General features: G+C 41.8%; 27 protein-coding genes. 6 read left to right on the top strand and 21 right to left on the bottom strand.

The window, feature by feature from the left end; genetic code table 11:
* Positions 1 to 262: 262 nt before the first annotated feature.
* Together relA and rlmD are read right to left on the bottom strand one after the other, a co-directional pair.
* Positions 263 to 2,500 carry a GTP diphosphokinase gene (gene relA, locus ACJZU6_RS04220; RefSeq protein WP_080158212.1) on the bottom strand — a complete coding sequence of 746 codons (2,238 nt, stop codon included), beginning with the start codon at positions 2,498 to 2,500 and terminating at the stop codon, positions 263 to 265.
* Between the two features lie 48 nt (positions 2,501 to 2,548).
* Positions 2,549 to 3,889 (bottom strand): 23S rRNA (uracil(1939)-C(5))-methyltransferase RlmD, encoded by a 1,341-nt coding sequence (gene rlmD, locus ACJZU6_RS04215; protein WP_080158213.1) that lies wholly within the window; start codon positions 3,887 to 3,889, stop codon positions 2,549 to 2,551.
* Positions 3,890 to 4,009: 120 nt separating this feature from the next.
* On the opposite strand from rlmD, the gene barA reads away from it, so the two are divergent.
* On the top strand, positions 4,010 to 6,796 hold the full coding sequence (gene barA / locus ACJZU6_RS04210; protein ID WP_408900692.1) for a two-component sensor histidine kinase BarA: 2,787 nt from the start codon (positions 4,010 to 4,012) through the stop codon (positions 6,794 to 6,796).
* Positions 6,797 to 6,901: 105 nt separating this feature from the next.
* Here barA and acpS read toward each other — a convergent pair whose 3' ends face one another.
* The 11 genes from acpS to rpoE all read right to left on the bottom strand — a co-directional run bounded on the left by acpS (position 6,902) and on the right by rpoE (position 15,972).
* On the bottom strand, positions 6,902 to 7,282 hold the full coding sequence (acpS, locus tag ACJZU6_RS04205) for a holo-ACP synthase (RefSeq protein WP_080158215.1): 381 nt from the start codon (positions 7,280 to 7,282) through the stop codon (positions 6,902 to 6,904).
* Positions 7,282 to 8,013 (bottom strand): pyridoxine 5'-phosphate synthase, encoded by a 732-nt coding sequence (gene pdxJ, locus ACJZU6_RS04200; protein WP_080158216.1) that lies wholly within the window; start codon positions 8,011 to 8,013, stop codon positions 7,282 to 7,284. The genes acpS and pdxJ overlap by 1 nt, the downstream gene beginning before the upstream one ends.
* A complete protein-coding gene (recO, locus tag ACJZU6_RS04195; protein ID WP_080158217.1) occupies positions 8,010 to 8,720 on the bottom strand; it encodes a DNA repair protein RecO in 711 nt (236 codons plus the stop codon). Before recO ends, pdxJ begins: the two co-directional genes overlap by 4 nt.
* 8 nt (positions 8,721 to 8,728) lie before the next feature.
* Positions 8,729 to 9,634, bottom strand: coding sequence for a GTPase Era (gene era, locus ACJZU6_RS04190; protein ID WP_080158218.1), 906 nt, complete (start codon positions 9,632 to 9,634; stop codon positions 8,729 to 8,731).
* A complete protein-coding gene (gene rnc, locus ACJZU6_RS04185) occupies positions 9,631 to 10,305 on the bottom strand; it encodes a ribonuclease III (protein ID WP_080158219.1) in 675 nt (224 codons plus the stop codon). Before rnc ends, era begins: the two co-directional genes overlap by 4 nt.
* Before the next feature lie 10 nt (positions 10,306 to 10,315).
* The gene (gene lepB / locus ACJZU6_RS04180) at positions 10,316 to 11,215 is read right to left on the bottom strand and encodes a signal peptidase I (protein WP_107276739.1); all 900 of its coding nucleotides are present in this window, start codon (positions 11,213 to 11,215) and stop codon (positions 10,316 to 10,318) included.
* Between the two features lie 146 nt (positions 11,216 to 11,361).
* On the bottom strand, positions 11,362 to 13,158 hold the full coding sequence (gene lepA, locus ACJZU6_RS04175) for a translation elongation factor 4 (RefSeq protein ID WP_107276738.1): 1,797 nt from the start codon (positions 13,156 to 13,158) through the stop codon (positions 11,362 to 11,364).
* 75 nt (positions 13,159 to 13,233) lie between these two features.
* On the bottom strand, positions 13,234 to 13,731 hold the full coding sequence (locus tag ACJZU6_RS04170) for a SoxR reducing system RseC family protein (protein WP_080158222.1): 498 nt from the start codon (positions 13,729 to 13,731) through the stop codon (positions 13,234 to 13,236).
* A 2-nt stretch (positions 13,732 to 13,733) separates the two neighbouring features.
* Entirely contained in the window at positions 13,734 to 14,720 is a 987-nt protein-coding gene (gene rseB / locus ACJZU6_RS04165; protein ID WP_080158223.1) for a sigma-E factor regulatory protein RseB, read from the bottom strand.
* Positions 14,720 to 15,367: an RseA family anti-sigma factor gene (locus ACJZU6_RS04160; protein ID WP_080158224.1), complete on the bottom strand. Its 648-nt coding sequence runs from the start codon at positions 15,365 to 15,367 to the stop codon at positions 14,720 to 14,722. Before ACJZU6_RS04160 ends, rseB begins: the two co-directional genes overlap by 1 nt.
* A gap of 26 nt (positions 15,368 to 15,393) precedes the next feature.
* Complete coding sequence (rpoE, locus tag ACJZU6_RS04155) at positions 15,394 to 15,972, bottom strand: RNA polymerase sigma factor RpoE (protein ID WP_080158225.1); 579 nt, start codon at positions 15,970 to 15,972, stop codon at positions 15,394 to 15,396.
* A gap of 520 nt (positions 15,973 to 16,492) precedes the next feature.
* On the opposite strand from rpoE, the gene nadB reads away from it, so the two are divergent.
* Positions 16,493 to 18,109 (top strand): L-aspartate oxidase, encoded by a 1,617-nt coding sequence (nadB, locus tag ACJZU6_RS04150; protein ID WP_080158226.1) that lies wholly within the window; start codon positions 16,493 to 16,495, stop codon positions 18,107 to 18,109.
* Between the two features lie 59 nt (positions 18,110 to 18,168).
* On the opposite strand, the gene ACJZU6_RS04145 is transcribed toward nadB, so the two are convergent.
* Both ACJZU6_RS04145 and ACJZU6_RS04140 read right to left on the bottom strand, forming a co-directional pair.
* Positions 18,169 to 18,603, bottom strand: coding sequence for a protein YgfX (locus ACJZU6_RS04145; RefSeq protein ID WP_408900691.1), 435 nt, complete (start codon positions 18,601 to 18,603; stop codon positions 18,169 to 18,171).
* Entirely contained in the window at positions 18,572 to 18,832 is a 261-nt protein-coding gene (locus tag ACJZU6_RS04140; RefSeq protein WP_080158228.1) for a succinate dehydrogenase assembly factor 2, read from the bottom strand. Before ACJZU6_RS04140 ends, ACJZU6_RS04145 begins: the two co-directional genes overlap by 32 nt.
* Before the next feature lie 251 nt (positions 18,833 to 19,083).
* Here ACJZU6_RS04140 and ygfZ point away from each other — a divergent pair, with 251 nt between their 5' ends.
* The 3 genes from ygfZ (at position 19,084) to ACJZU6_RS04125 (ending at position 21,563) form a co-directional block, all read left to right on the top strand.
* On the top strand, positions 19,084 to 20,064 hold the full coding sequence (gene ygfZ, locus ACJZU6_RS04135; RefSeq protein ID WP_080158229.1) for a tRNA-modifying protein YgfZ: 981 nt from the start codon (positions 19,084 to 19,086) through the stop codon (positions 20,062 to 20,064).
* A complete protein-coding gene (locus ACJZU6_RS04130) occupies positions 20,054 to 20,539 on the top strand; it encodes an aminoacyl-tRNA deacylase (RefSeq protein ID WP_408900690.1) in 486 nt (161 codons plus the stop codon). Before ygfZ ends, ACJZU6_RS04130 begins: the two co-directional genes overlap by 11 nt.
* Positions 20,540 to 20,609: 70 nt before the next feature.
* Positions 20,610 to 21,563 carry a LysR family transcriptional regulator gene (locus ACJZU6_RS04125; RefSeq protein WP_297479455.1) on the top strand — a complete coding sequence of 318 codons (954 nt, stop codon included), beginning with the start codon at positions 20,610 to 20,612 and terminating at the stop codon, positions 21,561 to 21,563.
* Between the two features lie 70 nt (positions 21,564 to 21,633).
* On the opposite strand, the gene nqrM is transcribed toward ACJZU6_RS04125, so the two are convergent.
* Genes nqrM through ACJZU6_RS04110 form a run of 3 tightly spaced genes read right to left on the bottom strand, consistent with a single transcriptional unit; the run spans position 21,634 to position 22,607 of the window.
* Complete coding sequence (gene nqrM / locus ACJZU6_RS04120; protein WP_080158392.1) at positions 21,634 to 21,837, bottom strand: (Na+)-NQR maturation NqrM; 204 nt, start codon at positions 21,835 to 21,837, stop codon at positions 21,634 to 21,636.
* Positions 21,837 to 22,304 (bottom strand): NifB/NifX family molybdenum-iron cluster-binding protein, encoded by a 468-nt coding sequence (locus ACJZU6_RS04115; RefSeq protein ID WP_107276735.1) that lies wholly within the window; start codon positions 22,302 to 22,304, stop codon positions 21,837 to 21,839. Before ACJZU6_RS04115 ends, nqrM begins: the two co-directional genes overlap by 1 nt.
* Positions 22,305 to 22,307: 3 nt before the next feature.
* Positions 22,308 to 22,607, bottom strand: coding sequence for a DUF134 domain-containing protein (locus ACJZU6_RS04110; RefSeq protein WP_080158232.1), 300 nt, complete (start codon positions 22,605 to 22,607; stop codon positions 22,308 to 22,310).
* A gap of 488 nt (positions 22,608 to 23,095) precedes the next feature.
* Between ACJZU6_RS04110 and ACJZU6_RS04105 the strand changes: the two genes are divergently transcribed.
* On the top strand, positions 23,096 to 23,299 hold the full coding sequence (locus ACJZU6_RS04105) for a DUF1107 domain-containing protein (protein WP_080158233.1): 204 nt from the start codon (positions 23,096 to 23,098) through the stop codon (positions 23,297 to 23,299).
* 69 nt (positions 23,300 to 23,368) lie between these two features.
* Here ACJZU6_RS04105 and gcvH read toward each other — a convergent pair whose 3' ends face one another.
* The 3 genes from gcvH to ubiH all read right to left on the bottom strand — a co-directional run bounded on the left by gcvH (position 23,369) and on the right by ubiH (position 26,322).
* The gene (gcvH, locus tag ACJZU6_RS04100; RefSeq protein ID WP_408900689.1) at positions 23,369 to 23,761 is read right to left on the bottom strand and encodes a glycine cleavage system protein GcvH; all 393 of its coding nucleotides are present in this window, start codon (positions 23,759 to 23,761) and stop codon (positions 23,369 to 23,371) included.
* Between the two features lie 159 nt (positions 23,762 to 23,920).
* On the bottom strand, positions 23,921 to 25,132 hold the full coding sequence (locus ACJZU6_RS04095) for an FAD-dependent 2-octaprenylphenol hydroxylase (protein WP_408900688.1): 1,212 nt from the start codon (positions 25,130 to 25,132) through the stop codon (positions 23,921 to 23,923).
* A 2-nt stretch (positions 25,133 to 25,134) separates the two neighbouring features.
* Complete coding sequence (ubiH, locus tag ACJZU6_RS04090; protein WP_107276733.1) at positions 25,135 to 26,322, bottom strand: 2-octaprenyl-6-methoxyphenyl hydroxylase; 1,188 nt, start codon at positions 26,320 to 26,322, stop codon at positions 25,135 to 25,137.
* Positions 26,323 to 26,342: the final 20 nt, after the last annotated feature.

The following is a 26,342-nucleotide window of genomic DNA, read 5'->3' as shown; positions in this document are numbered from 1 at the left end:
TTTATGTAATTTCAAAAAATACATAACACATCATCATAAGTAAGATGATTAAATATTATCCTGTCACCTTATATGAGTCAATATTTTTAATAATTTTCATTTTTTATAATAATATCTATATTTATCGAATTATAAAATACCAACACACAGTTATATAAAAACAATATCTATTTCAAACAAACTATCATGCTCTTGTTTTGCTTTATTTAAATATAAAAATGGGCAGCTAATGCTACCCATTTTTAATATCTATATTATACAGTTAACCATATAAACGTTTAGCTTGGGCAACATCTTTTACTTGTTCAATTCGATTTAACACCCGTCCTAAAACGTCTAAATCTGTTAATTCAAGTTCAAAGTCCATGATCGACATTTGCTTTTTATAATCAACCCGGCTCTTCATGCCCGCCACTTTAACTTTTTCATTCATCAAGGTATTGGTCAGCTCTTTAAGCAGACCATTACGCTCAGAAGCAGTCACGCGAACAGTAATAGTATAATTACCAATAAAACCACCGCCCCACACCGTATCAATAATACGCTCTGGTGCATGGTGACGTAGTTCTTCTAACTGCTCACAGTCATGACGGTGAACAGAAATACCTCGTCCTTGCGTCACAAAGCCTTGAATATCATCACCAGGAATTGGCTGACAACAACGCGCTAAGTGAGTCATTAAATTATCAACCCCTTCAACAACGACTGAATCACGGCGTGGCTTTTTGGTTGTATGCGACGCTTTTTCACTGGCTTCAGATAGTTTATCAAGCAGTTGTTGATCTTCTTCTTCCGCTGTAGGTTTGTTAATTAGCGCATTAATATGATTGATAATTTGATTGATCCGCAGATCACCACTACCAATACCAGCATACAGCTCTTCTGGCGAATTAACATTAAAGCGTTTACTGGCGTAAGAGTGTGCATCTTTTAGCGTTGCATGGATCTTACTCAGCTCCGCTTCAAGAATTTCTTTACCGGCAATAATATTTTTATCACGATCTTGCTTACGGAACCAAGCATGAACCTTGGCTCGCGCACGACTAGAGGTCACAAAGCCTTGATTAGGGTTTAACCAATCACGAGAAGGGTTAGGTTCTTTTTGCGTGATAATTTCAACCTGATCCCCCATCTGTAAATGGTAAGTAAACGGTACAATTCGACCTTCTACTTTTGCACCAATACAACGGTGCCCCACTTCAGAGTGAATATGATACGCAAAATCTAACGGCGTTGCATTTGATGGCAAATCAACCACGTCCCCTTTTGGGGTAAAGGCATAAACACGATCATCAAACACTTGGCTTCGAAGCTCATCCAGCATTTCGCCAGAATCTGACATTTCTTCTTGCCATACCAGTAACTTACGTAACCAATTTATTTTTTCATCATAAGCAGACTGAGCACCACCAGAAGCTGCAGGGCCTTCCTTGTATTTCCAATGCGCAGCAACCCCTAACTCAGATTCTTCATGCATTTGCTTAGTACGAATCTGAATCTCAATTGTTTTACCTTCAGGGCCCAATACAACCGTATGAATAGATTGGTAGCCGTTAGGTTTAGGATTAGCGACATAATCATCAAATTCTTTAGGTAAATGCCGATATTTGGTGTGCACAACCCCTAACGCGGCATAACAATCTTGCAATTCTTCAGCGACAATGCGTACGGCACGCACATCAAACAGCTCATCAAACTCTAAGCTTTTCTTCTGCATTTTGCGCCAAATGCTGTAGATATGTTTAGGTCGACCTTGCACTTCTGCACGAATATTTGAGGCACGCATTGCGTCCGACAAATCATCAACAAAATGCATGATGTAGCCTTCACGATCAATACGACGTTCGGAAAGCTGTTTGGCAATTTGCTTATAAACTTCGGGATGTTGATAACGGAAAGCGTAATCTTCAATTTCCCATTTTAATTGCCCGATACCCAATCTATTTGCTAACGGTGCATAAATATTGGCACACTCTTGTGCCGCGATACGACGCACCGCATCAGGTTCATTTTTCACTTCACGAAGATTACAAATACGCTCCGCTAGCTTAATAACGACACAACGGAAATCATCAACCATCGATAACAGCATTCGACGAATACTATCAACTTGTGCTGATTGGGCCGCTTCTTCTGCCGTCGATTTAAGTTGGCTAATAGCACACATTTGTTCAACACCTTCTACTAAATGCAGAATAGTGCCGTTGTAATCTTCTTTTACTTGCTCATGGCTATAACAACCCGCTTCAACTAATGGATATAGCATTGCCGATATTAGCGTATCGGCATCCATGCTTAACGTCACCAGAATCTCAACCATTTCACGACCGCGCCATAACAGCAACGGACCATTATCGTGATCGATAACCAGTTCCTGACAACGTAGATAAGTTCCTTCTAAACGTCCAAACGTTTTTGCATCTAAACGTAAACTTTCGACCCATGAGGCGAGCTCAAATATCGTGTTTTGTTTTAGATGTGCTCCACGTACTGCGACCATGTCTCTGTCCTGTTTTCTATTTAATGGCAATAGCAGTAATTGCTATAACTATTTTTTCTGCTTTTTTTGAGCCTTTACAAACAATGCCATAGATTCTAAATGCCCAGTGTGTGGGAACATATCCAACATACCAAGGCGCTCTAATTGATAACCTTTTTGCAATAACACTTGGCTATCACGAGCCAATGTTGCGGGATTACATGATACATAAACCACTTTATTCGGTGCTAGCTTAACCACATGATCCATCACTCCAGCAGCACCTGCACGCGCAGGATCGAGTAAAATTTTATCAAATTGCTCTTGTGCCCACACCAATTTAGTCACATCTTGTTCTAAATTCGCTTGATAGAAAGTGGCATTATATTGCGCATTAGCTTGAGCATTGTCTGTCGCGCGTAAAACCATATCATCAATGCCTTCAACCCCAACCACCGCTTTAGCATATTTTGCTAATGGCAGGCTAAAGTTACCTAGACCACAGAATAAATCTAACACTCTATCTTGTGGCTGAACATCAAGCCATTTAATCGCTTGTGCTACCATTTTAATGTTCACATCACGATTGACTTGAATAAAATCTTTAGGTGAAAACGTCAGTTTAAGATCATCAATTTCATAGTAAGGTTGTTCACCATGAGATTGAATAAGTTGATCGGTTTCTGGCGCTAAAAACAACATCACATTGTGTTGGATAGCAAATGCATCAATAAGTGCACTATCGTCAGCATTAAAAGGCGCAAGATGGCGAATTAACACCACACAACCATTATCAGCATGGGTCAATTCAATATGACCAACAAAACGGCGGCCTTTTAGATTTTGTAATAACTCGCGTAATGACGGTAATAAATCATTCAACGGCTGAGCTAATACTGGACACAGATTAACATTAACAATGTCATTACTTTGCTTTTTGCGGAAACCAAATTGTAACTGACCGTTATTTTCAACACGCACGGCAAAACGAGCACAACGACGATAATGCAACGGCTCACTGATAATTGGTGGCTGCTGAATACAATCAGCTTGATCAATAACAGCAAACTTTTCCATTAGTTCACTCAGCGCTTGTTGTTTAGCTGTCACTTGGCCTTGATGCGATAAATGCTGCAAATTACAACCGCCACACTGGTCATAGATCGCACAATGGGGTTTAATACGGGCATTACTGTCTGAAAGGCGCTTAATCACTTTAGCACGAGCATAATTTTTTTTATCTTCCGTTAACTGTACTACCGCCGTTTCAGTGGGAAGTAAGCCATCAACAAAGACAGATTTGCCCTGTAGATGACCAATACCAGCACCGAGGTGATCTAAGCGGCTAATCGTGATTTCTTTATGTTTGGTGTCAGTTGTACGTTTTTGAGGCTTAAAAAAGCGTGCCATAGTGTTTTGCTCACTGTTCAGACATTGAGTATTTGTTGCATAGCCCTAGTTTATTTAAACTAGGAATATAGATGGGTGCTAATTCTCCCACAGAATCGCTTGCTTGTAATTAAGAGAACCATGACCAAATATGGACTTCGTGCCAGGGTCTTTACCCTGACATTAGCACCAACACTGATAATCGGCCTGTTATTGAGCGCTTTTTTTACCATGAGCCGCTATCAAGATCTTGAACATCAATTGATTTCAACAGGTACCAGTATTATTGAGCCGTTAGCAATTTCGGCTGAATATGGCATGACCGAAAAGAATCGGGAGGCTATTCGACGCCTGATCGGTTACACCCATCGTAAACATTCCGACATTATTCGAAGCATTGCTGTTTTTACGGATCACAATAAAATTTTTGCGACCTCTAACTTTCACCGTAATTTTGCTTCTTTTATGTATCCAGACGATAAGCCAATTCCACGTTTGCTTGATACTCAGCTCAACGATAATACCCTTATTTTACGTACCCCTATTTTAACTGAAGGCCAATTTGGTTCAAATACGAGTGCTAGCTCATTAGGGAAACCATTGGGTTATATCGCCATTGAACTTGATCTCAGTTCATTACGATTACAACAATATCAAGAAGTGTTTACCGCTCTAATGGTATTACTGCTTGGACTTAGCCTATCGTCTTTGTTTGCTTATCGGTTAATGCAAGATGTGACTCGTCCCATTTCTCATATGATCAGTGTCGTTGATAGAATTCGGCGTGGACACCTTGATGTTCGAATCGAAGGTCAACTCCTTGGTGAACTTGATACCCTTAAAAACGGCATCAATGCGATGGCAATTTCACTGTCTGAATATCATATTGAAATGCAACAAAGTATTGATCAGGCCACTTCCGATTTACGTGAAACTCTTGAACAACTTGAAATTCAAAACGTTGAGTTAGATATTGCCAAAAAACGGGCTCAAGAAGCGGCACGGGTTAAGTCTGAATTCTTAGCCAACATGTCACACGAATTACGTACCCCACTTAATGGTGTGATTGGTTTTACTCGTCAAATGTTAAAAACCAAGCTCAACACCAACCAACAAGATTATCTACTGACGATTGAAAACTCGGCCAACAACCTGCTCACTATCATTAATGATATTTTAGACTTCTCAAAACTAGAAGCAGGTAAATTATTATTAGAAAATATACCGTTTGATTTCACTGATGCACTTGATGATGTGATGCGTCTACTTGCGCCAAGTGCCCATGAGAAAGGCTTAGAATTAACCCTTAAAATTGACACTCGTATACCACCAAGCTTAATAGGTGATCCATTGCGTATCCAGCAAGTGGTCACTAACTTAATCGGTAACGCGGTTAAGTTTACTGAAACAGGCAACATTGATGTATCTGTCGAGCTCAAATCTGAGCATGATAATAATATCGAACTGCAATTTATGGTGCGTGATACTGGTATCGGTATTTCAGAACGTCAACAAGCCCAGCTCTTCCAAGCCTTTAGCCAAGCTGATGCGAGTATCTCTCGTCGTTATGGCGGCACCGGTTTAGGGCTAGTGATCACCCAGAAACTGGTCAGCCAAATGGGGGGCCAAGTCAGCTTGACGAGTCGTCTTCACCAAGGTTCGACATTCTGGTTTAGCATTCGCATGCACAAAACAGATTTACCTGTATCACAACTTATTGATACAACATCATTAATGGGTAAAAAATTACTGCTTATCGAGCCCAATATGCAAGCCGCCTCGGTGGTTCAGCAGCGGCTAATTAATGCTGGGGTTCATGTGACTTATCGCTCAACCATGCCGGAAGATATTGAACACCATGATTTTGCATTATTGTGTTTATCGCCATGTGAACAACCACCGATAGCAGTCTTGTTTAATCATATCTTTAAAGCCGAGCAGATTGCCGACAAAGTTCTGGTTTGCTTACCGACAACTGAGCTCGCACTATCAGAAAAACTGACTAATACCGGGGTTGAGATTTGCCTTGGTAAGCCAATTGCTTCACGTAAGCTGTTTGAAGCATTATGCGATAACAACGACGAACATAATGAACCAGAGCTCCCTGCATTAACTACGCCACTGGCGCCAATTCAAGCATTAACGGTCATGGCGGTTGATGATAACCCTGCCAACTTAAAGTTAATTTCAGCCCTGTTAGGTGAACGTGTCGAAACCGTGATCACTGCCACTGGCGGTAAAAAAGCGGTTGAATATGCTCACCAAAAAACATTTGATCTGATCTTTATGGACATTCAAATGCCAGAAATGGACGGCGTGACCGCTTGCCAAGAAATACATAAAACTAACCTCAACCACAATACGCCGATTATTGCCGTCACAGCCCATGCAATGGCTGGTGAACGAGAGCGATTAATCAATGCGGGAATGGATGATTATCTTACCAAGCCTATTGAAGAGCATATTTTGCAGCAAATTTTGGCGAAGTGGATCTCACCAAGTGATCATCAAGGTGTGGCATCAATATCCTCCTCCAATACCACCATTGATATTATTCAAGCGCAGCAAGATACACCATTAACCATTGATAATAGTATTAGTTTTGATTGGTCACTGGCACTTAAACAAGCGGCAGGCAAAGAAGATTTAGCCCGTGACATGCTGCAAATGCTATTGGATTATATGCCTGAGGTGGAATTATTAGTCAATGAAGCGCTGGATGGTAAACAAGTCGAGTTATGGCCTTCAATCCATAAACTTCACGGTAGCTGTGCTTACAGTGGCGTACCACGCTTAAAATACCTCTGCCATACTATTGAGACCGAGCTAAAAGCAAATGCAGCCATGGTAGATATTGAGCCAGAACTATTAGAGCTTATTGATGAAATGGACAATGTGGTTAAAGCTTCTAAGCAATATCGGCATTAATACTACGCTTATCTGATACCATCATATGATCATCAAGAAGATGATAACAAAAAAGCGCTAGTTGATAAGGCTAGCGCTTTTTTATCAGCCATCATTACGATGAGATCAACTTTCAATGATCACGGTTGCTACTGCATAACGACGCTCATCGGCAATAGTCAGATGCACGTGTTGTCCTCCCATTGCGGTCAGTAATAATAATGCCTGACCTGAGAAAGTAACCAATGGCTTACCACGCTCATCGTTAGTCACGCTAAAATCTTGAAAAGATACGCCACACGCAATCCCAGTTCCTAATGCTTTAGAGGCCGCTTCTTTAACCGCAAACCGCTTTGCTACAAACCGAGCGCGTAGCTTTAATCGATAGTATTGTTCAAGTTCAGAGGCTGATAACACCCGCTCAGCAAACCCATCGCCAGTGCGAGTGAGCACTTTTTCAATCCGTTCAATTTCAACGATATCAGTCCCTAAACCTAAAATAGCCATTAACCACGCGCTTCCTGCATTAATGAACGCATATCTGTGACCGCTTTTTCAAGGCCATCAAACATTGCACGTCCCATAATAGAATGACCAATATTAAGTTCATACAGCTCAGGTAACGCGGCGATAGCTTTAACGTTATGATAAGTTAAACCGTGCCCGGCATTGACTTTAATTCCTAGACTCGCAGCATAGGTTGCTGCCACTGCAATTTTTTCAAGCTCTGCGGCTTGAATTTCTTCAGTGGTCGCATCGGCATAATGACCAGTATGTAATTCAATAAATGGCGCACCTGTCGCTAACGCAGCATCAATCTGCCGTTTATCAGCATCAATAAATAACGACACTTTAATACCAACCGCCGCAAGTTTGGCTGTTGCTGCTGTGATTTTCTCACATTGCCCCGCAACATCTAAACCGCCTTCAGTGGTAAGTTCCGCACGTTTTTCAGGTACTAAACACACGTATTCAGGTTGAGTTTCAATTGCAATCGCCACCATTTCATCAGTGACCGCCATTTCTAAGTTCATCCGTGTTTGTAATGTTTCTCGTAAAATTCGAACATCACGATCATTAATATGGCGACGATCTTCACGCAGATGCACCGTAATACCATCAGCACCCGCGCGCTCTGCCACTTCGGCAGCATGAACAGGATCAGGGTAACGTGTACCACGAGCATTACGTAACGTTGCAATATGATCGATATTAACACCCAGTAGAATGTTGTTCATTTTCCGATACTCCTTGTTCGAGGGAGAAACAATTCCCGACTTTTTAATGGCTTTGAACCAAGATACGGCTTTAGTGCTATGCGTGTAAAGCGCTTCGCCGCACGAAGTTGTTCAGGGGTTTCAAAACATCTCGCAGCAAGTGCTTTTAATTCATTACCTCGAAAAGTCAATTGGGTTATTTTCATTGAGGCAATAAAACCACGTTGTTCGCGGTAGTTGTATGTCATCAGATCATCAACGGCTAATCCACTTCCTGCACAATGTAGAAAATCGATACCGTAGCCAAGGTGATGCAATAAAGCGAGTTCAAAACGCCGCAATGCTGGTTCTGGATTATCCGCTTGTGCAAGCTCACGTAACACATTCAAATAATCAAGAAACAACACCGGATAAGGGGTGTGATTTTCTAATACTCGCGCAAGAACTTCATTAACGTACATCGCGGAATATAAAATATAGCTGCGCAGTGGCAAGCCGATACTGATAGGCTCAGCATGGGTAAGGACAGGCATACTTCCTTTACCACTCCATTTCATAAACAATGGCGTGAAAGGTTGTAATGTACCTTTAAGATTAGAACGCTTACGACGCGCGCCTTTAGCAAGTAGGGTAAGACGGCCATAATCCTCGCTAAATACATCGAGGATCAGGCTCGTCTCACTATAATGACGATAATGAAGGACAAAACAACGCTGTAAGCCCTCCATTACTATCCTTATAGATCGTCAATGTAACCTAAGCTGCGCAATGCACGTTCGTCATCTGCCCAACCTGATTTCACTTTAACCCAAAGTTCTAAATACACTTTGCGTTCAAATAGATCTTCCATATCTAAACGGGCTTCACGACCAATAACTTTGATCTTATCGCCGCCTTTACCGATCACCATTTTCTTCTGGCCTTTACGCTCAACCAAAATCAAACCATTGATATCAAAACCATTTGTTTCAGGGTTGAAATCAAAACGCTCAATTTCAACGGTGACTGAATATGGTAATTCTTCACCTGTAAAGCGCATTAGTTTTTCACGAATAATTTCTGACGCCATAAAGCGCTGTGAACGATCCGTTACATACTCTTCAGGGAAGTAGTATTCACATTCAGGTAAATGATCATGAACAATTTTTTCAATTGCCGCAATGTTGGTGCCTTTCTTTGCCGACATAGGAATAACATCAACAAACGGCATTTTTTTCGCTAATTCCTGCAAATGCGGGAATAACTCATGCTTTTCTTTAATGTTGTCGACTTTGTTGATCAACAATACTGTTGGCAGCTCACTTTTCATAAGCTTATTCAGTACCATCTCATCATCAGCCGTCCACGTCGTGCCATCAACAAGGAATAGCACTAATTCAACGTCGGTTAATGAACTGCTAGCAGCACGGTTCATTAAACGGTTAATCACACGTTTTTCTTCAATGTGCAAACCTGGAGTATCAATATAAACAGCTTGATACCCATCACGAGTGTCAACACCCATAATACGGTGACGTGTCGTTTGAGGTTTACGTGAAGTGATAGACAGTTTTTGTCCCACTAAACGGTTAAGCAAGGTTGATTTTCCGACGTTCGGTCGACCAACGATGGCAATAAAGCCACAATGTTGTTTATCTGTCATGATTCCAACTGATTAAGTGCAATTTCTGCTGCTGCCTGCTCTGCCTTGCGCCGACTGCCGCCTTTACCAATTACAGGCTCATCCAAACCTGTGACATCACACTGTACAGTGAACTCTTGGTTATGAGCTTCACCTTGTACCTTAGTTACAGTATATGCAGGTAATGGTAAACGGCGACCTTGTAAGCATTCTTGCAGGCGTGTTTTTGGATCTTTTTGGTTGATGCCTGGTTCAATTGTATCAAGACGTGATTTATACCAAGCCAATACGACTTGACGCACTGTCTCAACATCACTATCTAGATAAACCGCGCCAATGATTGCTTCAACACAGTCAGCCAAAATAGAATCACGACGGAAACCGCCACTTTTCAGTTCGCCTGGGCCCAATAGTAAGTAATCGCCTAGTTCGAACTCACGTCCTAACTCTGCCAAGGTCTTACCACGAACTAGTGTTGCGCGCATTCGGCTCATATCACCTTCATCCACATTAGGAAAACGGTGATATAAGTCATCAGCAACAACAAAACTTAAAATAGAATCGCCTAGAAACTCTAGGCGCTCGTTGTGGGTGCCATTAGCACTGCGATGTGTCAGTGCTAATGTCATCAACTCACAATTATTAAACTGGTAGCCCAGCTTGCGCTGGAGCCTATTCGCTGGAGTTGTCATTTTCTCTCGATTATTTAATGCTACCGATACGATTAAAACGTACGCCGGTAGGGATCCAAGATGGAAGTAAACTATCAGGCTTGCGATCAAAATCAAAGCTCATCCAAATAGCTACCGCCTTGCCGACTAAGTTCGCTTCTGGTACAAAACCCCAGTAACGACTATCAGCACTATTGTCACGGTTGTCACCCATAACAAAATATTCACCTTTTGGTACAATCCACTCACCGATCCCTGGGCGAGGTACGTAAGCCATACGGTTATCACGTCGCGATGGATTGATCAAAATATGATGATTTACATCACCAAGGTGTTCGTTATATTCAATCAGACGTGTCATACCTTGGGTAAATTCACTGTCTTTCATGTTCGTTAATTTCACAGGCTTACAAACAGAAGTGCCTTGTGGCTGAATGCATAGTTTTTTGTCAGCGCTGTAACGAATTAAATCACCTGGTAAACCAACAACACGTTTAATGTAATCAATCTTTGGATTAGGTGGATAACGGAATACAATCACATCACCACGTTTAGGCTCACCAGTATTTAAAAATTTATGATCAAAAACAGGATCACGTAACCCGTAAGCAAATTTTTGAACCAGAATGAAATCACCCACATACAGGGTTGGTAACATTGACTTTGATGGAATCTGGAACGGTTCATAAATAAATGAACGGAAGATCATGATCAATGCAATAACAGGAAACATTGAGCTTGCAGACTCAACCCAACTAGGCTGAGGTGCAACACGTGCAATTACTTCAGCATCAACTTGACTACCGGCTTTTTCAGCTGCGGCTGCAATTTTTAATTGTCGCTTTGGTGCCCATAGAAATTTATCTAGCGCCCAAATAATACCGGTAAAGATCGTCGCTAAGACCAGTATTATTGAAAATGTATTTGCCATGTTATCCCTTAGGTTTAACGCAATTAACCACAACTATTTGTTTATTGTGACTAATTTAAAACTTCTAAGTAAAAGAAAGTGCTATTTAACAGGTTAAATAAGCACTTTCTAATTACATCTAGACTGTTATAAACAAAGAAAGGTTACTACTTATCTTTGCCCACATGAAGAATTGCTAAGAAAGCTTCTTGTGGTAATTCAACATTACCGATTTGCTTCATGCGCTTCTTACCGTCTTTCTGTTTCTGTAGTAGCTTCTTCTTACGGCTAATATCGCCACCATAACATTTTGCGATTACGTTTTTACGCAATTGCTTCACGGTTGAACGTGCAATGATATGAGCACCAATAGCGGCTTGAATAGCAATATCAAACATTTGACGAGGGATAAATTCTTTCATTTTCTCAACAACATCACGACCACGGGTCTGTGAGTTTTCTTTATGAGTAATGATAGCTAACGCATCAACACGCTCGCCGTTCAATAGAATATCGACTCGAACCATGTCTGATTCTTGGTAACGCTGGAAATTGTAATCTAGCGATGCATAACCACGCGAGGTTGATTTCAAACGGTCAAAGAAATCCAGTACCACTTCTGACATCGGAATATCATAAGTTAAGGCTACTTGATTGCCGTGATAAACCATATCAACTTGCGTACCACGCTTTTCAATACATAGGGTAATAACATTACCTAAGTATTCGCTTGGTACCAGAATATTACAGCGAGCAATAGGCTCACCCATAATTTCAATGTCATTGACAGCCGGTAATTTTGACGGACTATCAACATACAACATGGTGCCGTCAGTTTTCTTCACTTCATATACTACTGTTGGTGCAGTAGTAATCAAGTTCAGATCATATTCACGCTCTAGACGCTCTTGAATAATCTCCATGTGGAGCATACCCAAGAAACCACAACGGAAACCAAAACCAAGTGCTGTCGAGCTTTCTGGTTCATAAAACAATGACGCATCGTTTAGGCTTAATTTACCTAACGCATCACGGAAGTTTTCGTAATCATCAGATGATACAGGGAACAAACCTGCGTATACCTGAGGTTTTACTTTTTTAAAGCCAGGTAATGCGGTCTCACAACCGCCTTTAGCTAGCGTTAATGTATCACCAACTGGCGCACCTAGAATGTCTTTAATACCACAAACAACCCAGCCAACTTCGCCAGTATTTAGTTCAGTAGTATCAATTTGTTTTGGTGTAAAGATACCAAGACGATCAACACCCCAGATTTGACCTGTGGTCATCACTTTAATTTTGTCGTTTTTCTTTAGCTTACCGTTTTTAACACGCACCAAAGATACAACACCTAAGTAATTATCAAACCATGAGTCAATAATTAGTGCTTGTAGTGGTGCGTCAGGATCACCCTCAGGTGCAGGAATTGCTTCAACGATTTTTTCTAAAACTTCGTCAACACCAACACCTGTTTTTGCTGAACAACGCACAGCATCAAGCGCATCAATACCAACAATGTCTTCAATTTCTTCGGCTACACGCTCAGGATCGGCAGCAGGAAGGTCGATTTTATTTAAAATCGGCACTACTTCCAAGTCCATTTCCATAGCGGTATAACAGTTAGCTAAAGTCTGAGCTTCTACACCCTGACCCGCATCAACGACCAACAATGCACCTTCACAAGCTGCAAGTGAACGCGATACTTCATACGAGAAGTCAACGTGTCCAGGGGTGTCGATAAAGTTTAATTGATAAGTTTCACCATCTTTAGCCGTGTAATCAAGCGTAACGCTCTGGGCTTTGATAGTAATACCGCGTTCGCGTTCAAGATCCATTGAATCTAAAACCTGTGCAGCCATTTCTCGATCAGAAAGGCCGCCACAGACTTGAATTAGACGGTCGGATAAGGTCGACTTACCATGGTCGATATGTGCGATAATCGAAAAGTTACGAATGTGCTTCATGAATGGCGTGACTGCTCGTGATTAAAATGAATGGGATCTTACGATCAAGTTGACGGATTCTACCGAATTTAAACGCTACTCGCTATCTTTCGATGCGGCATTTATCAGCTTATCTGCTGAAATGGGTAACCCTAGCACTCGAATAAGGCTTGGTTTGTAGGCTGCATCCCCATCGAATTTCTTGGCATAATAGCGTGCAATCATTAATCCTACTGTGGTAGCAACAGCAGCCGACACAATAACACCGAGTTGGTTACTGGCTGCTAAATCAATAAAAATGTATTGCCCAACTAAACTGCCGCCAATTAAAAATAGCAGCGGCAACATATAAACTAATAATGCTGAACTCAACATACTACGCTCAGACAAGCCGATTTCAACCACTTGTCCGAGGGTTATTTTTTCATTGGTCGCAATATTTATCTGATGAGAACGCCCAGGCATGGCTTTTGTCACAATACCTGTGCCGCAACTATCACTCGAAGCACAATGACCACAACTGGTTTGTTGCTGACAACTCACGGTTATATGGCCGGCTTCAACAGCGACAACCGTCGCTAATGTTCTCATCATGATTATTTACTCGTTTGGGTAACCTCAGCTTTAGTATTATCAAAGGTTACATTTTCTGCAATTCGTCGCGCCGTTTCTGGTGGTATATCACCGACAACTGTTATTTCTTTGTTGCCATCAACTCTGGTGGTTAAGGTACGACGTCCTTGACGAACTAATTGTCCTCGCCCAACAAAATTATCCACATCAGAAACATACACAGAGAAACTAAATAAACCATCACTGTACATTCGGCTTTCAACCGCACGTTCAGTTAATAATAATCGATGACGATTACCAGCAATTAATGTGAAACCATTTGGTAACCACTTCACGGCCCATTCAAGTTTTTTCTGTGGCTGTTGTGGCAATTGTACCACAGCTGGCAATTTAACTTGATCAAGCTTACTGAGCATTTCGGCAACTTTAGGGTTCACAACAAATGAGACCACTCTAAATTGCTCAAGTAGGTCACCTTCACGATCCAATAAATCAGCTCGCATCACTAAGTGCGTAGTTTGATCAATCCACAATAAATAAGAATAGCGATTACCATCTTTAGGGGCGACACGAACAACATCACAAGCAACACCCGCTTCACGAGCGCGTCCCATGGCAATAAAATCGTAGAAATTAGCCAGTCGATCTATATTGGCTTTCATTAGCGGCAATATTGGCGCGACCATTTTATTACTTTTAATGGTAAAAGGATCAAGCCCCGGCTCAAAGTAACTAACTTCATCACCCCGTTGAATCACCTCTTGTGGTGGACCACTAAGAAACAACAAGTGCGCGTAACTTTGACCATTCTCTAACGCATGCCGATAACGCAAGGTATCAATGCTATTTTTCTTAACCCAAATGTATGACATCTCATAACTAAGATCTCGGCTGGCTTGGCCCATTTGATGCAACAAAGCCTCTGTTGAAGGTTTAACCGCTTCAGCAGAGGCTTGGAGTGGCAATAATAGGCTGACCAATGCAAGCGCACCGACCAGTATTTTTTTCATTAATCCGCCACTGATTTATTAGGATGTAGCTGTGAATGATCAATACTGCCATCTTCAGCATTGAAGCGAAGCTGCAGTTCATAATCTTGTAACATCGAATTAATTCGACGTCGTTGTTCCATTAACTGTGATTCAGATGGTGTCTGATTATTATCAACCATACTGGTATTTAAGCTCACAGGTTCAGCTTTACCTGTAAATGGAATAGTTTGTAGTACTGGTACATCATTACTGGTTGTCGTTGTAAGGTTGCTACCATTACCGTCATATTGTTGAACGCCAACAATTACCGCTAATGAAACACATGCAGCCACTGCAACCTGACCAAACTGGGATAGCCAAGCGGGTAATGTCCGCTTCGCTTTAAATGGGGTCGGTTGTTCTTCAGTAATCATCGGCTGAGTAACAGTCTCAATATGCGTGATCACAGCACCTGTGTGTGCCGGTTCAGCCTCTAACGCTAACGCGACATTTCCTGCAATATTCCATTGTTTGCATTGCGGTGCATCGCCACGCATAACATCACCAATTAAGTTGAAGTCATGCCAACTTTGCTCGCTATTTTTGTCAACGGTCAGCGCATTGATAATGCTCTGATCCAAATCTTCGCCATCAAGCAATGCCGAAATTTTTTCTTTATCAGCCATTTTTTCCACCGTTTGGTGCAACATAATTATTGTTGCATAAGGGGACGAATACGTTTTTCGACCATCTCTCGAGCACGGAATATACGTGAGCGAACTGTACCTACTGGACATCCCATTACTTCAGCGATTTCCTCATAGCTTAGACCATCCAGTTCACGCAATGAGATCGCTGTTTTAAGATCATCGGGTAATGCTTCAATCGTACTAAAAACAACCCGTCTTAATTCTTCAGACAACATTTGGTTCTCAGGGTTCGAAATTTCTTTAAGCGCATTTCCACTTTCATAATATTCCGCGTCTTCGGCATCGACATCAGATGCAGGCGGACGACGCCCCTGAGCAACTAAATAATTTTTTGCTGTATTAACCGCGATGCGATAAAGCCACGTATAAAATGCACTTTCACCACGAAATGTAGGTAAGGCGCGATATGCTTTAATGAACGCTTCTTGGGCAACATCTGGTACATCACCAGAATTGCTAACGTAACGAGAAACAAGGTTACAAACTTTATTCTGGTACTTAATAACCAGAAGGTTGAATGCTTGCTTATCTCCCCGCTGTACTCGCTCAATTAATACCTGATCAGTTTGCTGCTCGCTCATTCGAGCGTGTACTCCCATGTCTACGGTTAGTAATATTGCATTCATCTCACGATAATTTACCCAATAATGGCGCAAATTCGTTATTGATGCACAATGGTTTATTTAGATTGTCCTGCCACTATAAGCGTTAGTCTCACCGTAAATAAAACACTGACTTATGAAATATTTATGAGCATGAGCACTACTTAAGACCGATGGATAATGGCAAAGTTCCACCGTTAAAAAAATAATTTTATGTTTTGGTTACCGTTAGGTTATTCATTGTAACAAAAACACCAAAAAAACAGATCTAATCACAGCAGTCATTTTACCTGAAATAATAACACTGACGAGGATCTGTGACTGAAAAAAGTAAAAAATCACAAAGACATGAAATAATCACTGTGTTATTTGTTAACAATAATACAGCTAAAGCAGCGTATCTCAGTGATATTTATGCTACCAAAATCCAAACAAACATGCGTTTTAATAACAATTTTGGTAGCATGAAATAAGATTATCACATGGACATGTAATCACTATGAACCAACCTCATCAACACGATAGCGACATTTTAGTCATTGGTAGTGGCGCAGCAGGGTTATCGCTCGCACTCCACTTAGCGCATCTTGGTAAAGTCACAATTTTATGCAAAGGGCCACTCAGTGAAGGAGCAACCTATTATGCTCAAGGAGGTATCGCTGCCGTTTTTGATGAATCAGACAGTATTGCATCCCATGTTGAAGATACCTTAATTGCTGGTGCTCACCTTTGTGACCAAGACGTCGTACAATTTATTGCTGAAAACGCCAAGCAGTGTGTGCAATGGCTGATTGATGGTGGAGTACCCTTTGATCGTGAAGACTCAGATTCAGACGATCACCCACGTTATCACCTAACGCTTGAAGGCGGTCATAGTCATCGTCGTATTCTTCACGCTGCTGACGCCACCGGAATGGCAATGCAAACCTCACTTCAAGAACAAGCCCGCAACCACCCTAACATTACTATCCTTGAACGTCATAATGCACTTGATGTTATCACTGAGAAAAAAATAAATCCGCACTCAAAAACCAACCGAGCACTGGGTGCCTATGTATGGAATCGTGACAAAGAATGTGTTGAAACCCTCGCAGCGAAATTTGTCGTCTTAGCCACAGGTGGTGCATCTAAAGTATATCAATATACCTCAAACCCAGATGTTTCATCGGGTGATGGTATTGCTATGGCATGGCGCGCAGGCTGCCGTGTTGCTAACCTTGAGTTTAATCAATTCCACCCCACGTGTTTATTTCACCCTAAAGCACAAACCTTCTTATTAAGTGAAGCTTTACGTGGCGAAGGCGCTTATTTACGTCGCCCTGATGGCAGTCGTTTTATGCTTGATTTTGATGAACGCGCGGAACTGGCGCCACGGGATGTCGTCGCCCGTGCGATCGACTATGAAATGAAGCGTCTCGGTGCCGATTGTATGTACCTAGATATTAGCCATAAGCCTGCCGATTTTGTCAGAAACCACTTTCCAATGATCGCTGAAAAATTACAAGGCTATGGTATTGATATTACGACTGATATGATTCCAATTGTGCCCGCTGCGCACTATACCTGTGGCGGGGTCATGGTTGATAAATCAGGTAAAACCGATATTGACGGTTTATATGCCATTGGAGAAGTGAGCTATACCGGTCTGCATGGAGCTAACCGTATGGCATCAAACTCCCTACTTGAATGTGTCGTTTATGCATGGTCAGCATCACAGAATATAGAACAACAATTTAATGCCATCTTACAACCGCAACAGTTACCTTGTTGGGATGACAGCCAAGTGACCAATTCAGATGAAGAAGTGGTGATCCAACATAACTGGCATGAATTACGATTATTTATGTGGGATTACGTCGGTATTGTACGCTCAACCAAACGTTTAGAACGCGCAATGCACCGAATTGAATTACTGAAACATGAAATCGATGAGTATTACAGCCATTTCCGGGTTTCAAATAACCTGTTGGAATTACGTAATTTACTACAAGTTGCTGAACTGATTGTTCGGTGTGCGATGGCACGTAAAGAGAGTCGCGGGTTGCATTATACGCTTGATTATCCTGAACTTGATGAACAAGCAACAGCAACAATTTTAGTGCCTAACAATCATTAATCGTTAGCAATCAACTGTTTTTATTATTAATACCTGTGATGCTAATTTCAATATTAGCATCATGGTTTATTGTGGCCGGAGTCAGGTTTTAATAGCCCTAAATGGGTCATCATTTTTAATTGTCGATACTGAGCTGCGTCACAACCGTCATAGCCAATAATTAACCATTGATTTCTATGGTGTGTAATCGACAACACCACCAGCCAGCGCGTAACCAGTTTAACCGCTATCACCTTTCCAGCTTGATCATACCAACGAATATTACCATCACTATAAAGCCGTAAAGGGCCTTGTTGAGCTAAATAATAGTGATAGCTTCGTTGCCATTCAAACAGCAATGCTTCAGCAAACAAGTAACTAAGTGGTAAAAATACGGGCGGGACAATCAATAAGAATAGCACTGCACTGAAGTAAGATAGACTCAGCGCAGTGTTTAGTCGCGGGGATAAGTTAAGCTTTAGATCAACGTAGCTTGCTGTTGTTATGGGCAACAATTTTATCAACCATCATCGCATGAGCTGCGTTATCACTACGCCCATGCTGCATCATCCATTTAAATAAATCAGGATCATCACATGTTAGTAGAGAAATAAAATCACGTTGCTCTTGTTCTGATAAATCATCAAAACACTCTTCAAAAAATGGCATCACCAACACGTCTAATTCAAGCATACCACGACGACATGCCCATTTTACGCGAGCTTTCTCTTCTGCACCTAACATACATAACCTCTATTGCGTGCCTAATGGCTCACTGATAATCGAATACTGTGCGTATTTCCGTTACAAATAGAGTAACAGCCATGCTCAATAACGACCATGCGCTAGCACAAATAATCCTTCAAGATGAGACCTAGCCCACCATAATCGCCCCCCACAAAAACATCCAATTAACCCATCGTGTAACCATGGTTAATTATTTTGTTCAGTTGGTATAACATAGTGTAATCATTACAGCATTTGTGGATACCATTATGAACACTTGGTCAACTCAATACACCTTTACCCCGTTCGCATTAAGCACAACTGATTCGCTACCTGATTTAGCAATGATCAACCTCAGTGATTGGGGAATGGTGACACTCGTTGGCCCTGACAGTAAGTCCTACTTACAAGGTCAGTTAACTTGTGATGTAGTGTCATTAAGCGCCGATAAATCAACCGTTGCCGGTCACTGTGATGCCAAAGGAAAATTACGCACCATTATGCGCGTTTTCCATTACCAAAATGGTTATGGTTTAGTACAACGTCAAAGTGTAATGACAAGCCAACTACCTGAATTAAAAAAATATGCGGTGTTTTCTAAAACAGAAATAACCCAAAGTTCAGCGATTATTTTAGGGCTTACAGGCACCCAAGCTCAAACCACCATTGATAGTCATTTCAATGGCGATGCCGATGTACGTCATAACGATACTGCCACGGCTATAAAAGTCGATAACGCGCGCTGGTTAATTATCACCACCGCGGAACAAGCTGACAGTGTTATCACCAACTTGGCACCAACAGCAACCTTAACAACCACTGAATTGTGGAATCTCTATGATATTAAGGCAGCACAACCTCGCATTGATAACACCACCGAACTTGAATTCATTCCTCAAGCGGTAAACTTACAAGCGGTTGATGGTATTAGCTTTAAAAAAGGCTGCTATACCGGCCAAGAAACGGTTGCGCGTGCTAAGTACCGTGGTATCAATAAACGCGCGATGTATATAGTGACAGGTGCAGCGACCCAATGCCCACAAGCGGGTGACGCATTAGAACGCAGTGTTGGTGAAAATTGGCGTAAAGGAGGTACGGTTATTTGCGGCTATCACTATGCTGATGATCAAGCAATTGCATTAGTGGTGTTACCTAACGATCTCGACGATGACAGTCAGTTCCGCTTTGCTACTACCCCTGACGCACTTTGGCATAAACTCGACTTACCGTATGATCTTAATGCCGAATAATTTGATTAATACCGCAGTAACGCAGTTACTTGATAACGAAGGGGTTGATTACCGCTTGCTGCCACACACGAAGCCGGCAAAGACCATTGCCGAAGCCGCAGCAGAACGCGGGGTTGATCCGCAGCACATGGTGAAATCGATATTACTCAAAGATATGTCAGGTTTTCATGTACTAGCATGTGTTCCAGGGCCACAATCGGTTGATCCTAAAAAGGTACGGGCGCTATTAGGTTGTCAGCGAATGACTTGTACCGATGCCACTGAAGTAGAAAAAGTCACGGGATTAGTCATCGGCACAGTGGCACCTATAGGGCTAAAGCGTCCATTAGTGATTGTTTTTGATGCCACTATAACCGCTATTAAGCATGTTAATATCAGTAGTGGTGATCGAATGGCTGGCATTGAAATCGCGACTGATGATTTATTGATATTATGTGATCCTATGGTCGCTGATATTTGTCGAGAACAGGCTTAATTAGTGACACCTAGACCAACGGTATGAATGAAAATACCGTTGGTTTACTTACTCGGTAAAGGAATAGGCTATGGCTAACCATCACCACCACGATATTAATTGGCGCGGTGTCGACCTTAATTTATTGATTGCCTTTTCTGCATTAATGGACACCCGCAGTGTAACCAAAGCCGCCAATAAATTAGCCATTGGTCAATCAGCAATGAGCCATAATTTATCGCGTTTACGCAATTTATTAAATGACCCTTTATTTGAGCGTCATGGTCATCAAATGCTGCCCACTCAAACCGCTTTAGAACATGCCACTACTGTCGATATGATTTTGTCATTAGTCACCAATGAACTACTGCGACCAAGTACATTTATTCCTGCTGATTTTTGTGGCACCTTTAAAATAGGTCTAACTGATTATGCCGAATTATTATTTGCCCCCGCACTGTATGATGCAATTCATCATCAAGCACCACAATGTCAACTGAGCTTTTTTAATGTCGATCGTCATAGTTATCACACCGATTTTAATCAACATCGAATAGATGTGGTTATCGGTTCAATGACAGATATGGGAAAGGATATTGAACATCAATATTTATATACCGAAGATCATGTGTGCCTTTATGATCAATGCGCAACGGGGCTTAATGATAACGTTACACTCGATCAATACAGTCACCACCCCCATGCACTTGTAAGTCCGGATGGTAAATTAACTACTCAGGTTGATGACCAATTACAACAACAAGGATTTGTGCGTCAAGTCGCAGTGGGATCACATAACTTTCTCACCATTCGACACTTACTAAGCGGTCGCGATTTAATTTGTGTAGTGTCACGTTTGATGGCGCAGCTGGATATTTTCAATGACCAATTAACCCAATGCCTTCCCCCTGTTGCGATAGCTGATTTTGATATTCGATTACTATGGCTACATCGCAACAGTAATCACCCTCGCAATCAATGGTTACGCCACCTTGTTGCCCAAACGGTGATAACCCAAGTCGAACAACTTCGAGCAGGTCAATAAACCAATAAAGAAAAGAGCGCGGCAGAGCATATTTACTCTGCCAATGGCTGTTGTTGCTATACCAATACAATTACTGCGCGCGGCTATTTGGCTCTTGAATTTGATAAAGTTTATGTTCATCGCAAGGTTCATCGCAGTTACACTCTTTATTGACGCCAACATTAGCCAAACCGCCACAACTGCCACTGATAGTTTGACGTTTAACAAACCACCCAATCGCCATTGCTAATATCACCACCAAGAAAATACCTAACGTCAGAAAAAATGTAGTCATCATTTTAATCCTCCAATTTTTCCTAACTGATTAAAACTGGTCGCGAGCATACCGACTTTAGCCACGGCAGGCGCCGATTTTTTAGTGCCACAGCCACAACCACATGCACCTTTTTCACGTTTACAAGCACGACCTTGATCGGCAGTCACTAATGCTTCTTTGCTAATACCACCCGCTAAAAAAGTCGCTAATGATGTTCTCGGCGGTACCCGACTAACACTAAATCCAGCTTGCAACAAACGTGCTAAAGATCGAGTACCAATATTACCCAGAACAATTTCATTGACGTTCAGTGCCGCAAGCTGACGCTGGAGTATTTTTTTATGTTTGCATCCCAGCTCTCGACTACCACTATTTTCAATGCGATCCACCAGCAGACCTTGTTGATCATAAATAGCAAATATTGCCGCTTTACCGAAATGGCCTGCAATCTGATCTCTTGGCGTTAACGCTATCGCTATTAACATACATTATTCCTCTGTGTTTTTAAGGGTGTCGGTTACCAATTCTAATGCCATTCCCATTACTAACGCCTGTGCAACTTTGTGTCGGCCTCGTGCCACAATATTGCCTAATGTTTGTCGAGAAACACCTAACTGTTGAGCTGCTTCAAGTTGCTGTAAACCCAACATATCGACCAATCTTAGCGCCTCTAATTCATCACTGGCTAAAATAAGTCGAGGTAATTGCTTCATCGGAACCCCATTCGGTTTAAAGCAACTATAAGCTGGCCGGCAACGGATCTTTCTTTCAATTTTAGGTCTTGCCATGGTGATGATAACCTCGCTAATGAGGTTTATTATTGGCATATGCCAAAAACCTAGTATTGATCTAGGATCATAAATGATGATCTAAGTGATTTTTTTAATAAAAAACACTAAACAGCTATCAACTTAAAATTTTAAAAATCAGCATAAAATATCGAAACCAACACTAACTTATTATTAACATTACTGATTACAAATCACTCACAATGTTTAAACGGTAATCCACTTACCTTCATTTGCCGCTAACATCGTCAAATAGGTAGCGATCATCATTCATTAACCAGCCTTATGTAACAATCAGTGGTAATAAGAAACACCAAAAAATCATTATAATCAGAACATTATTCTAGATATGTTATTTAAACTTATTCAATTCGCCAACAAATGAAATTTATCGTTAAATTTATGCTAATAATGTCACAGAAGTGTCATAAGAATTAGCGTATACTTATTCGCGTTAATCGCCAGGAAGGTCGGAGTTAAACTGTATTATGCGGATGTTCAAACGCTACTTGCCGAAACTAATTGCCAAGCATGTTAGTCGTATATTTAAAGGAAGAATTTATATTGATGGCCGTGGCGGCTATCATTTTGAGAAAGGAATATTGTTGGTGCCATTAAAAGCACAACAGCATCATTACGATACAGTGAACGAGGTTAACTTAGAAATTAAGCGTCTACGTGAAATTTACTAAGCCAATCCTTTAGAATTAAAGCCTCTCGAATAAAGCCCACTACAGTATGTGGGCTTTAATGTTTTTACGCTATTCATCATCAACAATCGTCGCTAAATAGTCCTCAGCATCCAACAACTCATCCACATCCGCATCTGTATCAATTCGAATTTGAAATAACCACCCATCACCATAGGGATCATTATTGACTAATTCAGGTGCAGCCTCGAGCTCGTCATTAACAGTGATAATCGTGCCCGTACATGGTGCATAAATATCGGATGCTGCTTTTACGGATTCAATAATGGCACATTCTTCTCCGCCATCAATAGCCGCCCCACTGTCAGGAAGGTCAATAAATACCATATCACCAAGTAAGGCTTGAGCATGATCACTAATACCAACGGTATAAATTCCATCACCTTCATCACGTAACCATTCATGCGTATGAGTAAATTTTAATTCTGAGGGCACATAGCTCATTCTCACATCCTTTTTAAGCTCACAATTAATAGGTCGTTATCACTCTATTTACTGTAGGTGAAAAAATATCTTTTGCTCAATTTGAGAACAAAAAAAACCGTAACAAAAAATTTATTACGGTTTAATAAATAATCACTCAGTTCAGTGGCTGATTACAGCTTATTTATAGCGCGCTAATTCAGGTAATTCGCCACTTAATCCTAATGCTCGACGCATGAATTCATCTTTAACGCCTGGGGCATTATTAGCAAATAACATTCCTAAATCACGTACCAGTTTTTTCGCTGGATGAGCGCCATCAAACAAGGATTTAAAACCTTGCATCGCGGTGATCATTTTCGCTGCTTCCGCTTTACGCCAGCGTTCGTAATGACGTAAATTAACCTGCTTACCAATGTCTTTTTCCGCTTGCCACAAACCAATGATCTCTTGCGCTAAGGCCGCTGCATCTAATAAGCCTAAGTTAACCCCTTGCCCAGCTAACGGATGAATCGTGTGGGCTGCATCGCCAACTAACGCGACCCGTTCACGTACAAAATCTTGAGCATAACGCATTTTTAGAGGAAAGGTTTGGCGCTCACCTTCCACGCGACACAAACCCAAACGGTGATCAAAAGCTGTCGTTAAATGCTGATTAAACTCTTCATCACTAACATCACACAGCTGCAATGCTTGCTCAGGTGGTAATGACCACACAATCGAACATAAATCTTTTTCAGCTAAAGGTAAAAAGGCCAACGGACCATCAGGACGAAAAATTTGACGGGCGGTTTGTAAATGAGGCTCATCACAACGGATATTGGCCACTAATGCACTATGACCATAATCCCGCTGTGTCAGAGGAATATCTACATGTTGGCGTAACCATGAATTGGCACCATCAGCACCAACCACTAATTTAGCGGTGAGGTTTTTACCAGAGGCTAAAGTCAGCCATGCTTCCGTTTCCCCAAAAGCAATATTTTGGCAGCGGTCAGGGGCAATGACGGTCACGTTATGTTGTTTGTTAACCTGTTCTAACAATGCTAATTGCACTACTCGATTTTCAACAATATGACCTAAATCCGGTTGTGATAGTCGCTCAGCGTCAAAATCAATATGGGCAAAACTGTCTTGCTCCCACACTTCCATTTTGCTGTAAGGGCTCATTCGGCGACAGCAAATACCTTCCCACACCCCCACGCTACGTAAAATGCGTTCACTAGCACGGCTCAATGCCGATACACGAATATCAGGCAAAGCGGCTAATTCAGGATTCGGCAATTGACCTTCAATCACCGCTATACGTAATTCAGTATCGGCTAACGCTGCGGCCAGTGTTAAACCAACCATTCCACCACCGATAATGGCGACATCAACATTTTGCATCATAGCTATCGTTTTACCTGTCCCATGGCACGGCGTAACAGCGGTGCTTGAAGTGTGTTAGAAAGGCTCATGGTCATCAAGCCCAGATTACGTCCAGCAACCAGTGCGGGATTATCATTTGCAAATAAGCTTACCAGCCCGGCGGTCATGGATACCGTCGCTTGACGATCAGGTAAACGGCGTTCACGGTAACGACCTAATACGGTGGGTAAACCAATATCAGCACCACGCTGAACGCCAGCTGCAATTTCTTCCGCCAGAGTCATCACATCACGTAAACCAAGATTAAACCCTTGTCCAGCAATAGGATGAAGCGTTTGAGCCGCATTACCAATCACCGCAGTACGGTGTGAGACTAGCCGCTGTGATTGACGTAAAATCAAAGGGTAGCAATGACGCTCACCAACCACTGTTAGTGCCCCTAAACGCCAGCCAAACACGGCTTGTAATTCTGCTAAAAATTGCGCATCCGATAATGCCATAATGCGCGCTTGTTGCTGCGGTTCAATGCACCACACCAATGAACTCCGTCCTTGAGCCATCGGCAACAATGCCACAGGACCATATTTAGTAAAGCGTTCAAAAGCTTGGCCTTGATGTGGCTTAGCAGTGGTAATGTTAGCAATAACCGCGACTTGCTCAAAATCATGTTCATCACGACCAATATGCAATAAATCACAACAATGTGACGTCGCACCATCAGCAGCAACCACTAATTTAGTACGTAGCCGTTTTCCAGTATTTAAACGCACCAATGCCTCAGCCTGAGTACGCTCAATATGTTCAACTTTAGCAGGACAAAACAGATCAATCTGAGGACGAGTCGCTAACTGGTGGTGAAAAATTTTACCCGCATCAGCTAGCTCAATCACATAACCTAGCGCATCAACCGCCAATTGTTGTGCTGACAACTCAACCATTCCCGCATGACCACGATCCGACACATGAATATGTTCAATTGCCGTCGCAACCTTTGCTAAGGCAGGCCAAAGCTGAATCGCATCTAATAATCGACTTGAACCATGAGACAACGCAATACTGCGTGCATCATAGCCAGGATGCCCATGCTGATCAGCCGCTACCGCTTCAACAACCGCGATATGTAATTGATGCTGCGTTAATTCATCCAGTGCAATTGCTAGACATGCACCCACCATTGCGCCACCCGCAATAACCACATCATATTGCTTCACATTTTGTCCCTTTCGCCATC

Origin of the sequence: Photobacterium piscicola (assembly GCF_046058925.1) — a bacterium.
Lineage (GTDB): Bacteria > Pseudomonadota > Gammaproteobacteria > Enterobacterales > Vibrionaceae > Photobacterium > Photobacterium piscicola.
Note: the sequence above shows the minus strand (reverse complement) of the source record. Positions and strands in the feature narration are given on the sequence as shown.